14 protein-coding genes are annotated in these 16,861 nt (G+C 67.5%); 4 read left to right on the forward strand and 10 right to left on the reverse strand.

Features of this window, described 5'->3' with window-relative positions; all coding sequences use genetic code 11:
* Window positions 1-5 precede the first annotated feature (5 nt).
* Both OU996_RS02530 and OU996_RS02535 read right to left on the reverse strand, forming a co-directional pair.
* Window positions 6-980 carry an aminotransferase class IV gene (locus tag OU996_RS02530; RefSeq protein ID WP_267584100.1) on the reverse strand — a complete coding sequence of 325 codons (975 nt, stop codon included), beginning with the start codon at window positions 978-980 and terminating at the stop codon, window positions 6-8.
* Window positions 981-1,140: 160 nt separating this feature from the next.
* Complete coding sequence (locus OU996_RS02535; protein ID WP_267584101.1) at window positions 1,141-2,172, reverse strand: DUF2778 domain-containing protein; 1,032 nt, start codon at window positions 2,170-2,172, stop codon at window positions 1,141-1,143.
* 455 nt (window positions 2,173-2,627) lie between these two features.
* Between OU996_RS02535 and OU996_RS02540 the strand changes: the two genes are divergently transcribed.
* The 3 genes from OU996_RS02540 (at window position 2,628) to OU996_RS02550 (ending at window position 7,087) form a co-directional block, all read left to right on the forward strand.
* Window positions 2,628-3,047, forward strand: a complete 420-nt coding sequence (locus OU996_RS02540; RefSeq protein WP_267584102.1) for an Hsp20/alpha crystallin family protein — start codon at window positions 2,628-2,630, stop codon at window positions 3,045-3,047.
* Window positions 3,048-3,061: 14 nt separating this feature from the next.
* Entirely contained in the window at window positions 3,062-5,524 is a 2,463-nt protein-coding gene (gene lon, locus OU996_RS02545) for an endopeptidase La (protein WP_267584103.1), read from the forward strand.
* 129 nt (window positions 5,525-5,653) lie between these two features.
* The gene (locus tag OU996_RS02550; protein ID WP_267584104.1) at window positions 5,654-7,087 is read left to right on the forward strand and encodes a phospholipase D-like domain-containing protein; all 1,434 of its coding nucleotides are present in this window, start codon (window positions 5,654-5,656) and stop codon (window positions 7,085-7,087) included.
* A 178-nt stretch (window positions 7,088-7,265) separates the two neighbouring features.
* Here OU996_RS02550 and OU996_RS02555 read toward each other — a convergent pair whose 3' ends face one another.
* The gene (locus OU996_RS02555) at window positions 7,266-8,300 is read right to left on the reverse strand and encodes a glutamine synthetase beta-grasp domain-containing protein (protein WP_267584105.1); all 1,035 of its coding nucleotides are present in this window, start codon (window positions 8,298-8,300) and stop codon (window positions 7,266-7,268) included.
* Window positions 8,301-8,760: 460 nt separating this feature from the next.
* On the opposite strand from OU996_RS02555, the gene OU996_RS02560 reads away from it, so the two are divergent.
* Window positions 8,761-8,946: a DUF2735 domain-containing protein gene (locus OU996_RS02560; protein ID WP_267584106.1), complete on the forward strand. Its 186-nt coding sequence runs from the start codon at window positions 8,761-8,763 to the stop codon at window positions 8,944-8,946.
* Window positions 8,947-9,082: 136 nt separating this feature from the next.
* Here the strand turns inward: OU996_RS02560 and OU996_RS02565 are convergent, their stop codons facing one another.
* From OU996_RS02565 to OU996_RS02595, 7 genes are all read right to left on the reverse strand, one after another.
* Window positions 9,083-10,009 carry a glutaminase gene (locus tag OU996_RS02565; protein WP_267584107.1) on the reverse strand — a complete coding sequence of 309 codons (927 nt, stop codon included), beginning with the start codon at window positions 10,007-10,009 and terminating at the stop codon, window positions 9,083-9,085.
* Window positions 10,010-10,220: 211 nt separating this feature from the next.
* Window positions 10,221-11,726: a glycerol kinase GlpK gene (gene glpK / locus OU996_RS02570; RefSeq protein ID WP_267584108.1), complete on the reverse strand. Its 1,506-nt coding sequence runs from the start codon at window positions 11,724-11,726 to the stop codon at window positions 10,221-10,223.
* 192 nt (window positions 11,727-11,918) lie between these two features.
* Complete coding sequence (locus OU996_RS02575) at window positions 11,919-13,667, reverse strand: ABC transporter substrate-binding protein (RefSeq protein WP_420712741.1); 1,749 nt, start codon at window positions 13,665-13,667, stop codon at window positions 11,919-11,921.
* Between the two features lie 63 nt (window positions 13,668-13,730).
* Complete coding sequence (locus OU996_RS02580) at window positions 13,731-14,036, reverse strand: DUF2160 domain-containing protein (protein WP_267584110.1); 306 nt, start codon at window positions 14,034-14,036, stop codon at window positions 13,731-13,733.
* 10 nt (window positions 14,037-14,046) lie between these two features.
* The gene (locus OU996_RS02585; protein WP_267585567.1) at window positions 14,047-14,823 is read right to left on the reverse strand and encodes a carbohydrate ABC transporter permease; all 777 of its coding nucleotides are present in this window, start codon (window positions 14,821-14,823) and stop codon (window positions 14,047-14,049) included.
* Between the two features lie 29 nt (window positions 14,824-14,852).
* On the reverse strand, window positions 14,853-15,755 hold the full coding sequence (locus OU996_RS02590; RefSeq protein ID WP_267585568.1) for a carbohydrate ABC transporter permease: 903 nt from the start codon (window positions 15,753-15,755) through the stop codon (window positions 14,853-14,855).
* On the reverse strand, window positions 15,755-16,852 hold the full coding sequence (locus tag OU996_RS02595; protein ID WP_267584111.1) for an ABC transporter ATP-binding protein: 1,098 nt from the start codon (window positions 16,850-16,852) through the stop codon (window positions 15,755-15,757). The genes OU996_RS02590 and OU996_RS02595 overlap by 1 nt, the downstream gene beginning before the upstream one ends.
* Window positions 16,853-16,861 lie beyond the last annotated feature (9 nt).

Below are 16,861 nucleotides of genomic sequence, written 5' to 3' on the forward strand. Positions count from 1 at the left end.
CCTTCCTACAGCGTCGCCGGCAGCTCGGCGAGCGGATCGGGATCGCCGGCGAACGGGGCGGCGAGTTCGCGACGCACCGGCGTCATGTGCCAGCCGGCCTCATGGCGCTTCCAGTATTCCTCGCGGATCAGCGCCGAGATGGGGCCGGGCCGGTCATTGCCGAGGATGCGCACGCCTTGCGCCGTGCCGATGCGGGCGACCGGCATGACGCCGCCCGCCGTGGTGGCGGCAAACACCTCGTCGGCGTTCTCCAGCATGTCGCGCGTCACCGGGGCGATCGCCGCCTCGATGCCGAGTTCGGCGCAGATATCGAGCACCGAGCGGCGGGTAATGCCCTGCAGGCTGCCGCGGTCCGGCGTGACGATCCGCCCGTCCTGCACGATGAACACGTTGAAGCCCGGCCCCTCGGTGACGAAGCCCTCCGCGTCGCACAGCACCGAGGTGTCGTAATTGTTCGCATGGGCCTCCAGCACGCTGGTGGTGAGGTCGCTCCACTGGAAGTTCTTCACCGTCGGATCGACGCTGGCATCGGGGATACGCGGGTTGGAGGCAATCATCAGATGCGCCCCGCGCGCCTGCACCTCGGGCGGGATCACGTCGATCCACGGCGCGGCATAGGCCATGAAATGATTGTCGCAATCGGCCGGCCGGCGCGAGCCTCGCACGCGCGGGCGCCCGCGCAGCGTCATCATCGAGACATAGGCATCGTCGAGCCCGGCGAGCGCCACGCAGCGGTGCAGCACCTCTTCCATCTGCTCCCGGCTCTCGGCCGGCGCGAGCTGGCGCGCGGCCATGGCGCGGTGGAAGCGGTCGAGATGATCGGCGAGGCGGAAGAAGCCGCCGCGATAGACATGGACGACGTCATAGACCACATCGGAGCGGCTGAAGCCCCAGTCGGTCACGGGCACCGCCGCCTGCGCCAGAGGCACGAAGCGGCCACGCACATAAGCGGCGCCTTCGCTGAAATCGGGTTCGCTCACGGCTCGGCCTCCTTGCTGCACCGCACAAGCATCGCAGCAGCGGGGGGGCGGTTTCAAGAGCCGGCGAAGCGATTCCTGATTCGACCAAAGACGCGCGGCGTCGCAGTACCGCGCGGGGTGGCGCGGGAATGTCGGCGCGGACGCGAAGACGGCTAGGAAATCAGCTCTTCTTGCCGGTCAGCCAGGAGATCAGCGGGCTTACCGGCTCGGCCGACTTCGGCATCGCCTCGACCACGATCACCTCCTGCACCTCGCCCTTCTTGAAGGCGGCGAGGAAGGCGTCGTAATCGGCGAGCGAGATGCAGCCATTGGAATCGCCGCGCGGCCCGAGCAGATAGGGGTGCAGCAGGAAGCCGGTGCGGCCATACATCTTGCCGTCGCCCACGGGCAGCAGGCGCACCGCCTCGGTACCGTGGAACAGCGCCTCGCGCATCCGCAGCTTGTAGCGGTTGGGCGGGGTCGGGCCGTACATCTTCACATGGACGTAGCGCACGTCATCGAATTTGTCGCCATAGCCCGAATGCGCCTCAAGCTTCTTGCCGTTCGGCAGATAGAGCTTGCGCGCCTTGATGTCGTAGACGGCGAACCGGTCCTCGGGGGTCGGGTAGCGCAACTCGTCCTTGGCCAGCGGCTGCGTCTCGGCCGGGGTCTCGGGCGCGGCTTCCGGCGCCTCATCCTCGGGCAGCGAGGGCGGCAGCATGGCCATCTGCACCGGCGCGTCCGGCTTCTTGGGCGGCAGCGGGGCGAGGCTCAGCTCATCCTCAGCCGAATCGCCGGGGGTGACGCCGCCAGCGAAGAGCGGCTTGGTCGGCGGCAGCGGCACGGTGACGACGGTCTCGACGCTCGGCGCCGCGGCGGAGGGAGCATCCGGCGCCGGCACCGGCAGCGCGGCCATCACGGTCGGGCGCACCGGCATGATCTCATGCCGGAACAGCCAGTCCTTGGGCTGGGCGATCTCGCCGGAGGAATAGAAATTGCGGATGTCGGTCACGCTGTAGAGCGGCGCCGCCACCGGCACATCCTCGACCTCGACCGCGAAAGGCGCGGGAGCCGCCGGCTGCATCCGCAGCTCGGGCTCGACGCGCGCCGCATCGGCGGGGGTCGGCACGAAGGCGCTGGACACCCAGGCGGCGGCCACCGCCACGGCGACGAGGCTGGCCGAGCCAAGGATGAAAGTTCCGACAAGCCGCATCAGGCGTCTCTACTCACATAGCGATACAGGCGACGAGCAGGCCCGGCCCGGGTCACCCCCGGACTGTACAGGTCATCCACGGTCGCGAACAGCCCCCGTCTGTGTCGGCCATCGACATTGCGGGAAGCTGATCACGCCAAGGCTAGAACTGTTTGGGTAATATTTCATTAATGCCCCAGCGGCAATGCCGCGCCGACTACCGCCCGGCACAGTTGGCTGCCATGCGGCGCGCGCGGAGCTCTGCCGCGAGATGGCCATAACTGGCGCGGCCCCGCCGCGCTGGCGCCATAACTCGCGCGCCGCCGCGCATGATCGCGCGAATTGCCGAAAGGCCGCCTCGCCAGCGCCTGCCGTGCCGCCGGCGTGCCTTTCTCTGGCAGCGGCGCGATCCGATCCCATATCAGCGCAGAGGCGGCCCCCAAGCGACTTACGACGGGATCGCCCAGGAGAACCTCATGACGAATTCTGACCCCCGCGCCTGGATGTGGTCGGACGCGATCGAGATGCTCAATCGCGCCGAGCGCATGCACCGCGAGATGTTCCAGCCGGCGCGGCGGACGGAGGCGCCGGTGCGCCACCGCGCCCCTTGCTGGGAGCCGCCGGTCGACGTGCTGGAGACCGAGCGCGAGCTGATCGTGCTCGCCGCCCTCCCCGGCGTCGATCCCGAGCGGATGACCGCGACCATTCAGAACGGCGTGCTGACCATTGCCGGCGAGCGCATCCTGCCGGCCGAGTTCCACCGCGCCACCATTCACCGCATGGAGCTGCCGCAGGGCCGCTTCGAGCGCCATCTCGGCCTGCCCGCCGGGCGCTACGAGGTCGCGCGCCCGCGCGTCGTCAATGGCTGCCTCGCCATCGTGCTGCGCAAGCTGTGAGAGGGGGAGAAATCATGAGACATCCCGACTTCAGGAACGTCCCCTTGCGCATGGCCGAGACGGTCGGTGGCTCCGGCGCCGGCCATGGCGGCGCGGCTGCCAGCGCCAACGGCGCCAATGGCGCCACCGTGCCGGCCGACCAGCTCATCATCCTGCCGGTGCGCAGCCTCGTGCTGTTTCCCGGCGTGGTGATGCCGGTCGCGGTCGCCCGCCCCGCCTCAATCGCCGCCGCCCAGCAGGCCGCCCGCGAGGGCCGGCCGGTCGGCATCCTCATGCAGCGCGACGCCGCGACCGAGGAGCCAGGTCCGACCGAGCTGCACCGCATGGGCGTCGTCGCCAACATCCTGCGCTACGTCACCGCGCCGGACGGCACGCATCATCTGGTCTGCCAGGGCGAGCAGCGCTTCCGCGTCGACGAGTTCGTGCGCGAGAAGCCCTTCATCACCGCGCGGGTGACGCGGATCGACGAGGCGGTCGAGCCGAGCTCGGACATCGAGGCGCGCTTCGTCCATCTCCAGGCCCAGGCCAGCGAGGCGCTGGAACTGCTGCCGCAGGTGCCGCCGGAGCTGATGGCCGCCGTGCGCGGGGCGAACTCGCCCTCGGGCCTCGCCGACCTCGTGAGCGCCTATCTCGATATTTCGCCCGACGAGAAGCAGGAGATGCTGGAGACGGTCGACATCGTCGCCCGCATGAACAAGGTCTCGCGCCTGCTCGCCCACCGTATCGAGGTGCTCCGGCTGTCGCAGGAGATCAGCAAGCAGACCAAGGCGTCGCTGGATGAGCGCCAGCGCGAGGTGCTGCTGCGCGAGCAGATGGCGGCGATCCAGAAGCAGCTCGGCGAGGATGGCGGCAACAGCCAGGAGATCGCCGATCTCGATGCCGCCATCACCGAGGCCGGCATGCCCGCCGATGTCGAGCAGATGGCCCGCAAGGAACTGGGCCGGCTGCGCCGCATGCAGGACGCCAGCGCCGAATACGGCATGATCCGCACCTATCTCGACTGGCTGATCGCCCTGCCGTGGAAGCTGCCGGAGACCCCGCCGATCGACATCGCCGAGGCGCGCCGCGTGCTCGACGCCGACCATTTCGGCCTCGACAAGATCAAGCGCCGCATCGTCGAATATCTCGCCGTGCGCAAGCTCGCGCCGAACGGCAAGGCGCCGATCCTGTGCTTCGCCGGCCCGCCCGGTGTCGGCAAGACCTCGCTCGGCCAGTCGATCGCCCGCGCCATGGGCCGCAAATTCGTCCGCGTCTCGCTCGGCGGCGTGCATGACGAGGCGGAGATCCGCGGCCACCGGCGCACCTATGTCGGCGCGCTGCCGGGCAACATCATCCAGGGCATCCGCAAGGCGGGCACCCGCGACTGCGTGATGATGCTGGACGAGATCGACAAGATGGGCTCCGGCATCCAGGGCGACCCCTCGGCCGCCATGCTGGAGGTGCTCGACCCCGAGCAGAACGGCACCTTCCGCGACAATTATCTCGGCGTGCCCTTCGACCTGTCGCGCGTCGTCTTCATCGCCACCGCCAACATGCTGGACACCATCCCCGGCCCGCTGCGCGACCGCATGGAGATCATCACCCTGTCGGGCTACACCGACAGCGAGAAGCTGGAGATCGCCCGCCGCTACCTCGTGCGCCGGCAGCTCGAAGCGAACGGGGTCACGCCGGAGCAGGTGGAGATCGAGGACGACGCGCTGCGCGGCCTCATCCGCGCCTATACGCGGGAAGCGGGCGTGCGCAATCTCGAGCGCGAGGTCGGGCGCGTCGTGCGCCATGTCGCGGTCGACATCGCCGAGGGCACGGCGGATCACGCCCGCATCACCGCGGATCGGTTGCCCGAGCTGATCGGCCCGCCGATCTTCGAGGACGAGGTGGCGCTGCGCGTCTCCTCCCCCGGCGTCGCCACGGGCCTCGCCTGGACGCCGGTGGGCGGTGACATCCTGTTCATCGAGGCGACCAAGGTGCCCGGCCGGGGCGGGCTCATCCTCACCGGCCAGCTCGGCGACGTGATGAAGGAAAGCGCGCAGGCGGCGATGAGCCTGGTGAAAAGCCGGGCGGCCGAGTTCGGCATCGACCCGGCGGTGTTCGCCAGCAACGACGTGCATGTGCATGTCCCGGCCGGCGCCACGCCGAAGGACGGGCCGAGCGCGGGCGTCGCCATGTTCACCGCGCTGGTCTCGCTGCTCTCCGGCCGCACCGTGCGCAAGGACACGGCGATGACGGGCGAGATCTCCCTGCGCGGTCTCGTCCTGCCGGTCGGCGGCATCAAGGAGAAGGTGGTCGCCGCCGCACGGGCCGGCCTCACCCGCGTCATGCTGCCGGCCCGCAACCGGCGCGACTATGACGACATCCCCACGGATGCGCGCGAGCGGCTGGAGTTCATCTGGCTGGAGCGCGTCGACGAGGCCATCGCCAATGCGCTGGAGCCGGCGGCGGACACCACGGCCGGCGAGCCCCTGCGCGCGGCGAGCTGAGACAGCTGATGGCCGGCGCCCGGTCTGTAACGGGCGCCGGACGGCACGGCAGATGACGGCGCGGAACTTACCGGCTACAGCCTAGAGCGAGGGCCCCATGCCCCGCCTCGCGCCGCACCGGGATCGCGCATGTACACCTTCTGGTCGACCTACTGGCCGCACATCTTCCTGGTCGTCTCGACCCTGATCGGCGTCGTCGCGGCGATCCATGCCGCCATGACCAAGGACGATGTGCGCGCCGCTATTGGCTGGGTCGGCGTGATCCTGCTCTCGCCGGTGATCGGCGCCTTCCTCTATCTCGTTGCCGGCATTAACCGAATCCGCAAGACGGCGGCCGGGCGGCGGCGCGCCAGCCAGCACCGGCGCCCCCATCACGAACGCCCGCCCATCGCCATCTCGCTCTCGCCGGGCCTCTCGGCGATGAAGCGGCTGGGCGACCGGGTGAGCACCCATCCGCTCACCACCGGCAATGCGGTGCGCCTGCTCGACAGCGGCGACGAGGCCTACCCGGACATGCTGGCGGCGATCCGCACGGCGCGGCGCCACATCGCCATGTCCACCTACATTTTCGACAATGACGCCATCGGCGTCGAGGTCGCCGACGCCCTCATCGCCGCCCAGCGCCGCGGCGTCGCCGTGCGCGTGCTGATCGACGCCATCGGCGCGCGCTATTCGCGCCCCTCCATCGTCGGCAGGCTGCGCCAGGGCGGCGTGACCACGGCGCTTTTCATGGGCAATCTCATCGGCTTGCGCCTGCCCTACGCCAATCTGCGCAGCCATCGCAAGATGCTGATCGTCGATGGCGAACTCGGCTTCACCGGCGGTATGAACATCCGCGCGCAGTTCACCAGCCGCTATGCCGGCGACGATCCCGCGCGCGACACGCATTTCCGCATCGAGGGCCCGGCGGTCGAGCAGTTGCTCACCGTGTTCTACGAGGACTGGTCCTTCACCACCGGCGAGGTACTCGACGGCGCCGCCTGGGCGGAGGCGCCGGAGGGCCCGCCGCGCGGCGAGGTGGCGGTGCGCGTGGTGCCCTCGGGGCCGGACCGCAACATTGCCTGCGCCCACAACATCATCATGGGCGCGCTCGCCATGGCGCAGAGCCGGGTGCGCATCTGCTCGCCCTATTTCCTGCCCGATCAACAGCTGATCGGCGCGCTGGCGGTGGCCGGGCGGCGCGGCGTGGAGGTGGATATCGTCATTCCCTCCGCCAACAACCTCAAGCTCGTCGATTACGCGATGACCGCGCAGCTCGACCAGGTGCTGGAAGGCGAATGCCGGGTCTGGCGCGCCGGCGGCATGTTCGACCATTCCAAGCTGATGGCGGTGGACGGCGCCTGGGCCTATGTCGGCTCGTCCAATCTCGATCCGCGCAGCCTCAGGCTCAATTTCGAGCTGGATCTTGAGCTCTACCACACCGCCATCGCCGGGGCGGTGGAAGCGCGCATTGGCGCGATGGTGGCGACAGCGACGCCGGAGACCTTGGCGACGCTGGGCGAGCGCCCTTTCCTCAAGCGCCTGCGCAACCGCGCCATCTGGCTCGCCTCGCCTTATCTCTGAGGCCGCCGGACGCGCGCCGGGCGGCAACGAACAGCCGGATCAAAAACAAAAAGCCAGCCCCGAAGGGCTGGCTTGAGGGGAGACGCGTTGCGTCTCGGGAGCTTGTCGGAGCCCGCGAGGGCTCCTGAAGTCCACCGGAGGAAAGCGCCCGAGCGAGTGCCGGGCGCCAACCTCGCGATCACGCCGCCGCGACGGCTGCGGTGGGGACTTCCGAAATGGTCTTCAGGATCTGCGAGGCGATGGCGTAGGGGTCGCCCTGGGAGTTCGGGCGGCGATCCTCGAGATAGCCCTTGTAGTCATTGCGCACGAAGCTGTGCGGAACGCGGATCGACGCGCCACGATCGGCCACACCGTAGGAGAACTTGTTCCACGGGGCGGTCTCGTGCTTGCCGGTCAGACGCAGGTGGTTGTCCGGACCGTAGACGTCGATGTGCTCCTTCCAGTTCTTGCTGAAGGCGGCCATCAGAGCCTCGAAATACTCCTTGCCGCCGACTTCACGCAGATACTTGGTGGAGAAGTTGGCGTGCATGCCCGAGCCGTTCCAGTCGGTGTCGCCGAGCGGCTTGCAGTGGAACTCGATGTCCACGCCATACTGTTCGGTCAGGCGGAGCAGCAGGTAACGGGCGATCCACACCTCGTCAGCGGCCTTCTTGGAGCCCTTGCCGAAAATCTGGAACTCCCACTGGCCCTTCGCGACTTCCGCGTTGATGCCTTCGTGGTTGATGCCGGCCTCGAGGCAGAGCTCGAGATGCTCTTCCACGATCTCGCGGGCAACGTCGCCGACATTCTTGTAGCCGACGCCGGTGTAGTACGGGCCCTGCGGCGCGGGATAGCCATGCTCGGGGAAGCCGAGCGGACGGCCGTCCTTGTAGAAGAAGTATTCCTGCTCGAAGCCGAACCAGGCGCCTTCATCGTCGAGAATGGTGGCGCGGGTGTTGGTCGCGTGCGGGGTGACACCATCGGGCATCATCACTTCGCACATAACCAGGGCGCCGTTCTTGCGGGCCGGATCCGGGTAGACCGCGACCGGCTTGAGCACGCAATCCGAGCTGTGGCCTTCGGCCTGCTGGGTCGACGAGCCGTCAAAGCCCCACAGCGGGAGTTCCTCGAGCGAGGGGAAGTGGTCGAATTCCTTGATCTGCGTCTTGCCACGCAGGTTCGGCGTCGGCTTGTAGCCGTCGAGCCAGATATACTCGAGTTTGTACTTCGTCATTGCGTATCTCTCACAAGCTTAAGACCGGTGCCGCAGGCCCCCCGGTCACTTCGCCGGCCGCGCGAGAAGTCGGTCGACCGCCAACGGCTGCCAACTACAAGCAGGAGGCGTGCCAACTCCCGCGAACGCGCGCCAGGATGGGTGGTCGCGCGGATCACGAGCGCGCGACAGGGGAACGGTCGGCGGCCCCGTTACCGGCGACGCGGAGCCGGGCACCGGGAAAACGCGCCTTGCGCCCGCAGGATAGCGCCCGCACGACACCAGCCTCGCGAAAGCCCACGCAACCAAACTGCCATCGTCGCCGTTAACGCACGGGATAAGTCCGGCAATCTCGGCACTGCACAATTTCTGATCTTCTTGTGATCGCAAAATGTGCATTTTGCACCTACGCCATGCCGAACGTGCTATTATGCCGTCAAGGGCTGATGCGGGAACGCGCAGCCGAACAAGGAGAAACAGGATGAGTGCCAGCGTTCATCGCGAGAGTGCGACGATCTACCAGTTCCCGGTCGGCGGGCGGGCCGGCGCAACCAGCCGTTCCGCGGATGACCGCGCCCGGCGCGAAGCCACCCAGGTGCCCGCTATCTGCTTCGGCAGCTGGTATCATGAGGACGCGATCAAGGAAGATAAGGGACGCAAGAACTGAGACCGGTCCGCGTGCCCCTCATGAGACAGCCACGCGCAGCGCGTTCACCAGCAGCGATTCCCAGAGGGCCGGCGACCTGACGTCCGGCCCTCTTTGTTTCTGACGTGCCGTGTGATGACGGCGGCCACCGAACCGCTCAGCCGAAGATCGACCAGCCCATGCGCTGCGTCAGCAATTCCAGCGCGATGCGCCCGAGATGGGAATTGCCGCTGGCGTCCAGCCCCGGCGACCATACCGCGATCGACGCCCGGCGCGGCGCCACCGCCAGAATGCCCCCGCCCACCCCGCTCTTGCCCGGCAGGCCGACGCGATAGGCGAACTCGCCCGAGCCGTCATAATGGCCGCAGGTCAGCATCACCGCATTGATGCGCCGCGCCCGCTCCGGCGACACCACCGAATAGCCGGTCGACGGATTGCGCCCACCATGGGCGAGGAACCGCCCGGCCATGGCGAGCTGGCGGCAGGTCATCGCGATCGCGCAATGGTGGAAATACACGCCCAGCGTGTAATCGACCGGGTTCTCCAGAACGTCGAACGCCTTCATGTAATTGGCCAGCGCCCGGTTGCGGAAGCCGGTTCGCTGCTCGGACGCCGCCACCTTGTCGTCGATGGAGATGTTGGTGTCCTCGGCGATGAAGTGCAGGAAGCGCAGGATCTCGCCCAACGCCTCGCGCGGCTGGTGGCCGGAGAGGATGGCGTCGGTGACGGCGATGGCGCCGGCATTGATGAAGGGATTGCGGGGAACACCGTGCTCGGCCTCAAGCTGCACGATGGAGTTGAACGGGCTGCCTGACGGCTCGCGCCCGACCCGCCGCCACAGACGGTCGCCGATCTTGCCGAGCGCCAGGGTGAGGGTGAAGACCTTGGAGACGCTCTGGATGGAAAACGGCACGTCGCAGTCGCCGGCGGCGGCGACGGTGCCGTCCGCGTCCACCACGGCGATGCCGAAGGCCGCGGGATCGACATTGGCGAGCTCGGGGATATAGGTCGCCACCTCGCCGCGATCGGGGCGGGCGCGCATCTCCTCAGCGATCTCACGGACGGTCTGGGCGAGGTCGGGCACGGGCGGGGGGATTCCTCAGGCAGCTGGGCAGGGTTTCGGCAGGGCGGCGGACGTCACCGCGTCCTTGCAATAGCCAAGCCGCGCCGCAACCGCCAGCCCGCACGCCGTCGGCGCGACGCGCCGGACGGCTGGCCTCACCCGCACACACTGGCCTGACACTCCACCTCACTGCACTGACAATCCACCGCCCGCGGGCGGTGAAAACCCGGTGTCAGGGCATCGTCAGGCGGCGCACCGCGTCCTGCCAGCCGGCGAGCTTGGCGGTGCGGGTCTCCGGCGCCATGGTCGGCATGAAGCGCCGGTCGAGCCGCCAGCTATCGGCGAAGCGCTCCGGCGCCGGCAGGATTCCGGCTTGAAAACCAGCGAGATAGGCCGCGCCCAGCGCCGTCGTCTCGCGCACCACCGGCCGGTCGACCGGCGCCGCGAGGAGATCCGAGAGGCGCTGCATGGCGAGATTCGAAGCCGCCATGCCGCCATCGACGCGCAGCACGGTCGCCCGCGCCGACGCCTTGCCGCTCGCCTGCTTCCAGTCGGCGCGCATCGCCTCCAGGAGGTCAGAGGTTTGATAACAAACGCTTTCCAGCGCCGCGAGGGCGAATTCCGCCCGCGTGGTGGCTCGCGTCAGGCCGAAGATCGCGCCGCGCACATCCGGGTTCCAGTGCGGCGCGCCGAGGCCGACAAAGGCCGGCACGAGATAGATCTGCTGGGCCGGATCGGCGGTCTCGGCCAGCGCCTCGCTCTCGGCCGACGTGCCGATGATGCCGAGCCCGTCGCGCAGCCACTGCACCGCCGCGCCGGCAACAAAGATAGATCCTTCAAGGGCATAGGTACGCTTGCCGGCGATTTGATAGGCGATGGTGGTGAGCAGCCGGTTGGACGAGGCGACCGGCGTGTCACCGGTGTTGAGCAGAACGAAGCAGCCCGTGCCATAGGTCGACTTGATCATGCCCGGCTGGAAACAGGCCTGGCCGACGGTGGCCGCCTGCTGGTCGCCGGCGATGCCGCCAATGGCAATGGCGCCGCCAAAGAATTCCGGCCGCGTGGTGCCGAAGGCGGCGGCGGAATCCTTCACCTCCGGCAGGATCGAACGCGGCACCCGCAGGAGCGCCAGCATGTCCTCGTCCCATTCGCCGGTGCGGATGTTGAACAGCAGCGTCCGCGCGGCATTGGTCGCATCGGTCGCATGAACCTCGCCGCCGGTAAGCTTCCACAACAGCCAGGAATCGACCGTGCCGAAAGCGAGCTCGCCCCGCTCGGCGCGCGCGCGAGCGCCCGGCACATGGTCGAGGATCCAGCTGATCTTGGTGCCGGAGAAATAGGGGTCGAGGATGAGGCCGGTGCGCTCGCTCACCATCGGCTCATGCCCCTCGGCGCGCAGCTTGGCGCAGAGTTCGGCGGTGCGGCGGTCCTGCCAGACAATGGCCCGGTAGATCGCCGTGCCGGTGCGGCGGTCCCACACCACGGTGGTCTCGCGCTGATTGGTGATGCCGATGGAGGCGATGTCGGCGGCACTCGCGCCGGCCTTGGCGATGGCCTCGCGGCAGGTGGCGAGCGTGGTCTGCCAGAGATCCTCCGCCTCATGCTCGACCCAGCCAGATGCCGGGAAGTGCTGGGGAAACTCCTGCTGCGCCATGGCGGCGATGGAGGTGTCTGGCCGGAACAGGATGGCACGCGAGGACGTCGTGCCCTGATCGATCGCAAGCAGATAGGAACTCATGACGTCACCTCGAAGGCTGCGGGCGCATCGGAGCCCGGCGCCTGCCGACGCGCAAGGGGGCGGCAGCAAGCGAGCCGGCACGCAGGGCGGCACCATCTGCCATGATCGGAAGGAAAAGTCGCGGGAGAGCCCGCCCTAAAAGGCGGCGCCCTCTCCCCATGCGGGGAGAGGGCGTGCGTCACGTCAGACGGCTCAGTTCTTGGTCGGCGGGGTAGCCGGCCAGGACTTGATGAGGGCGTCGTAGTCGATGGTCTCGCCCTTGGGCTTTTCGTTGGCGAGCTTGGGCTGGGGGGCGAGGTTGCCTTCCTTCTTGGCGAGCTCGACCCAGTACTCCATCGGCTTCTTGGCGTTCAGCTTCGGGCCACATTCGCCCTGCACGCCGGAACGCTCCAGGCGCTCCATCACCGAGTCCTGCGCCGCCGCCAGCGCGTCCATCGCCGCCTGCGGGGTCTTGGCGCCGGACGAAGCGTCACCGATGTTCTGCCACCACAGCTGGGCGAGCTTGGGGTAGTCCGGCACGTTCGAGCCGGTCGGCGACCACTGCACGCGCGCCGGCGAGCGGTAGAACTCGACGAGGCCGCCGAGCTTGGGCGCCCGCTCGGTCATCGCCGGCGACCAGATATCGCTCTCACGGATGAAGGTCAGGCCCACCATGCTCTTCTTCAGCGACACGGTCTTCGACGTCACGAACTGGGCGTAGAGCCAGGCCGCCTTGCGCCGGTCCACCGGGGTGGACTTCAACAGCGTCCAGGAACCCACGTCCTGGTAGCCGAGCTTCATGCCGTCCTTCCAGTAGGCGCCCTTCGGCGAGGGGGCCATGCGCCATTTCGGCGTGCCGTCGGCGTTCATCACCGGCAGGCCGGGCTTCACCATGTCGGCGGTGAAGGCGGTGTACCAGAACATCTGCTGGGCGATGGTGCCCTGCGCCGGCACCGGGCCGGCCTCGGAGAACGTCATGCCGAGCGCCTGCGGCGGCGTGTACTTCTTCAGCCACTCGATATACTTGACGATCGAGTAGACCGCCGCCGGGCCGTTGGTGTCGCCACCGCGCTCCACCGAGGAACCGGTCGGGCGGCAGCCTTCCATGCGGATGCCCCATTCGTCGACCGGCTTGCCGTTCGGCAGGCCGCGATCGCCATTGCCGGCCATGGACAGCCACGCATCGGTGAAGCGCCAGCCGAGCGAGGGATCCTTCTTGCCGTAGTCCATGTTGCCATAGACCTTGACGCCGTCGATCTCCTTCACATCGTTGGTGAAGAAGTCGGCGATGTCCTCATAGGCCGACCAGTTGACCGGCACGCCGAGATCATAGCCATACTTGGCCTTGAAGCGGGCCTTGTAGTCCGGGTTGGTGAACCAGTCGTAGCGGAACCAGTAGAGGTTGGCGAACTGCTGGTCGGGCAGCTGGTAGAGCTTGCCGTCCGGGGCGGTGGTGAAGCTGAGGCCGATAAAGTCCTTGAGGTCCAGCGTCGGCGAGGTGACGTCCTTGCCCTCGGCGGCCATCCAGTCGGTCAGCGGCACGGCCTGCTTGTAGCGGAAATGCGTGCCGATGAGGTCGGAATCGTTCACCCACGCATCGTAGATGTTCTTGCCCGACTGCATCTGCGTCTGGATCTTCTCGACCACGTCGCCTTCCTGGATGAGGTCGTGGGTGAGCTTGATCCCGGTGATCTCCGAGAACGCCTTGGCGAGAACCTTGGCCTCGTATTCATGGGTGGTGATGGTTTCGGAGACGACGTTGATCTCCATGCCCTTGAAGGGCTCCGCCGCCTTGATGAACCACTGGAGTTCCTTCAGCTGCTCGTCCTTCGACAGCGTCGAGGGCTGGAACTCGCTGTCGATCCACTTCTTCGCCGCCGCCTCATCCGCGCGCACCGGCGCGGCAAAGGCCAGCAGCGCCATGGCGCTGGCGGCCACCATCAATTTCGTTCGGCGTGTCATTGTCTTCATGGCTTCCTCCCATCTCATTCGAGAATGTCGCGGCCTGCCGCCGCTTTGCGAGCGTCACACGAGGCGGAACACCGCCAGTGCGTAGACAAGGCAGAGCGCGAGCGCCCAGCCGAGTTCGGGCCCCACCAGGGCGAGCCAGGCGAGATTGATGAAGGCGCTGCCGAGCAGCGTGATGAACAGCCGATCGCCGCGCGTGGTGGGAATACGGAGCACGCCGACACGGGCACGCTCCGGCCGCCGCACTGCGATCACGGTGAAGATGATGAGCACCGTGGCGATCAGCGCGAAGAACACGCCGGTCTGCCAGGTCCACGCCATCCAGGCGGTGTTTTCAGTGAGGCGGGTGCTGAAATCGTCCATGCCGGCCTCCTCACACCCGCCCAAGGGCGAAGCCCTTGGCGATGTAATTGCGCACGAACCAGATCACCAGCGCACCTGGGATGATGGTGAGCACGCCCGCCGCCGCGAGCAGCCCCCAGTCCATACCGGCCGCCGAGACCGTGCGGGTCATCGTCACCGCGATGGGCTTGGCGTTGGTGGCGGTGAGCGTGCGGGCGAGCAGCAGTTCCACCCAGGAGAACATGAAGCAGAAGAAGGCGGCGACGCCGATGCCGCTCGCGATCAGCGGCATGAAGATCTTCACGAAGAAGCGCGGGAAGGAATAACCGTCAATCGCCGCCGTCTCATCGATCTCGCGCGGGACGCCGGACATGAAGCCTTCGAGGATCCACACCGCCAGCGGCACGTTGAACAGGCAGTGCGCCAGCGCCACCGCCCAGGGCGTGTCGAAGAGGCCGATGGCGGAATAGAGATTGAAGAAGGGCAGCGCGAACACCGCCGGCGGCGCCATGCGGTTCGACAGCAGCCAGAAGAACAGGTGCTTGTCGCCCACGAAAGTGTAGCGCGAGAAGGCGTAAGCGGCCGGTAGAGCAAGGCTGATCGAGATGATGGTGTTCAGCACCACATAGGTCAGCGAGTTGATGTAGCCCGAATACCAGCTCGAATCGGTGAAGATCTTGATGTAGTGCTCGAAGGTGATAGCCTGCGGCCACAGCGAGACCGTGGTGTTGATCTCGTAATTGGTCTTCAGGCTCATATTCACGAGCCAGTAGATGGGCAGCATCAGGAAGACGAGGTAGAGCACCATCACGAAGGTGCCGCCGCGCGAGGAGGAGTTCACGACGCGATCTCCCGGGCCGGGCGCTCGGTGCCGGCGTGGGTCATCACGGTATAGAAGACCCAGCACACGGCGAGCACGATGAGGTTGTAGACGAGGGACATCGCCGCCGCCTTGCCGAGGTCGAACTGACCCAGGGCGAGCTTGACGAGGTCGATGGACAGGAAGGTTGTGGCGTTGCCCGGGCCGCCGCCGGTGAGGACGAAGGGCTCGGTGTAGATCATGAAGCTGTCCATGAAGCGCAGCAGCACGGCGATCAGCAGCACGCGCTTCATCTTCGGCAGCTGGATGGTGGTGAAGACCGCCCAGCGCGAGGCACCGTCGATGCGGGCTGCCTGGTAATAGGCGTCGGGGATGGACTTCAGGCCGGCATAGCAGAGCAGCGCCACGAGGCTCGTCCAGTGCCAGACATCCATCACCACCAGGGTGAGCCAGGCCGAGAGCACGTCGCCCGTGTAGTTGTAGGGAATGCCGATCGCGTTCAGCGCCCAGCCGGCGAGGCCGATATCGGCGCGGGCGAAGACCTGCCAGATCGTGCCAACCACGTTCCACGGGATCAGCAGCGGCAGGGCCATCAGCACCAGCGTCGCGGCGACCTTCCACCCGTCGCGCGGCATGGAGAGGGCGACGAGGATGCCGAGCGGCACCTCGATGGCGAGGATGACGGCGGAGAACAGCAAGTTGCGCCACAGCGCGTCGAAGAAGCGCCCGCCGAGCTCGGTCGAGGGATCGAGCAGTTCCTGGAACCAGCCGAGACCGTTCCAGAAGAACTGGTTGTTCCCGAACGTGTCCTGCACCGAGTAGTTCACGACCGTCATGATCGGCACGATGGCCGAGAAGGCGACGATGAAGAACACCGGCGCGACGAGCAGCCAGGCGCGGTTGTTCAGTGGCTTTTCCATCATGCGCCCCCTTCGCCCGCGACCAGAGCGCCGTCGGCATAGATGTGAATCTGCTGCGGATCGAGAACCAGCCCGGCCTCGCCGCCGCTGACGCTCACGCCTTCCGGCACCCGCACGGCGGCGGGCTGGCCGGCGATCTCGACGCGTGCGATGCGGCTGCGGCCAAGGTCGTCAATGCGCTTGACGCTCACCGGCAGTCCGGTGCCCGCCGGGGCGAGATGGGCGAATTCCGGCCGCACGCCGAGCTCGATCCGCGCCCCCGCCGGCAGGGCCGGGTAGGCGCGCGCGAGATCAACGGTGACGCCCTGCGCCCCGCCGATGCGGGCGGTGCGGCCATCCACGCTGGCGGCCAGCACATTCATGCCGGGCGAACCGATGAAGTGGCCGACAAAGGTGTGGGCCGGGCGGATGAACAGTTCTTCCGGCGTGCCAGTCTGCACCACCGCGCCGTCATGCATAACCACCACCGTATCGGCGAAGGTTAGCGCCTCCGTCTGGTCGTGGGTGACGTAGATCATGGTGAGATCAAGCGCGCGGTGCAGTTCCTTCAGCGAGGAGCGCAGCTGCCACTTGAGATGCGGATCGATGACCGTCAGCGGTTCGTCGAACAGAATGGCGGCGACGTCCGAGCGCACGAGGCCACGGCCCAGCGAGATCTTCTGCTTGGCGTCGGCGGTGAGGTTCTGCGCCTTGCGGTCGAGCACCGCGCTCATGTCGAGACGGCCCGCGATCTCCTCGACGCGCCGGTCGATGTCGGCGCGCGGCACGCCGCGATTCTTGAGCGGGAAGGCCAGGTTCTGGCGCACCGTCATCGTGTCGTAGACGACGGGGAACTGGAACACCTGCGCGATGTTGCGCGCCTCGGTCGGCAGGTGCGTCACGTCGCGCCCGTCGAACAGGATGCGCCCGTTCGTCGGCGTCACCAGCCCGGAAATGATGTTGAGCAGCGTGGTCTTGCCGCAGCCCGAAGGCCCGAGCAGCGCATAGGCGCCGCCCTGCCGCCAGACATGATTGATTTCCTTCAGCGCATAGTCCTGCGGCCCCTGCGGGTTGGGGCGGTAGGCATGGGCGAGATGGTCGAGGGTGATGCTGGCCATCGCGCGTCT

The organism is Ancylobacter sp. SL191 (assembly GCF_026625645.1).
In the GTDB taxonomy this organism is placed as follows: domain Bacteria; phylum Pseudomonadota; class Alphaproteobacteria; order Rhizobiales; family Xanthobacteraceae; genus Ancylobacter.

Coding starts and splice junctions, on each gene's coding strand:
- glpK (WP_267584108.1), bottom strand. CDS start 11,726: ATGAGTTCCTATCTGCTTGCGATCGATCAGGGCACGACGTCCTCGCGT.
- OU996_RS02580 (WP_267584110.1), bottom strand. CDS start 14,036: ATGGACGATTTCAGCACCCGCCTCACTGAAAACACCGCCTGGATGGCG.
- OU996_RS02595 (WP_267584111.1), bottom strand. CDS start 16,852: ATGGCCAGCATCACCCTCGACCATCTCGCCCATGCCTACCGCCCCAAC.
- OU996_RS02540 (WP_267584102.1), top strand. CDS start 2,628: ATGACGAATTCTGACCCCCGCGCCTGGATGTGGTCGGACGCGATCGAG.
- OU996_RS02575 (WP_420712741.1), bottom strand. CDS start 13,667: ATGACACGCCGAACGAAATTGATGGTGGCCGCCAGCGCCATGGCGCTG.
- OU996_RS02550 (WP_267584104.1), top strand. CDS start 5,654: ATGTACACCTTCTGGTCGACCTACTGGCCGCACATCTTCCTGGTCGTC.
- OU996_RS02535 (WP_267584101.1), bottom strand. CDS start 2,172: ATGCGGCTTGTCGGAACTTTCATCCTTGGCTCGGCCAGCCTCGTCGCC.
- OU996_RS02585 (WP_267585567.1), bottom strand. CDS start 14,823: ATGGTGCTCTACCTCGTCTTCCTGATGCTGCCCATCTACTGGCTCGTG.
- OU996_RS02590 (WP_267585568.1), bottom strand. CDS start 15,755: ATGGAAAAGCCACTGAACAACCGCGCCTGGCTGCTCGTCGCGCCGGTG.
- OU996_RS02555 (WP_267584105.1), bottom strand. CDS start 8,300: ATGACGAAGTACAAACTCGAGTATATCTGGCTCGACGGCTACAAGCCG.
- lon (WP_267584103.1), top strand. CDS start 3,062: ATGAGACATCCCGACTTCAGGAACGTCCCCTTGCGCATGGCCGAGACG.
- OU996_RS02560 (WP_267584106.1), top strand. CDS start 8,761: ATGAGTGCCAGCGTTCATCGCGAGAGTGCGACGATCTACCAGTTCCCG.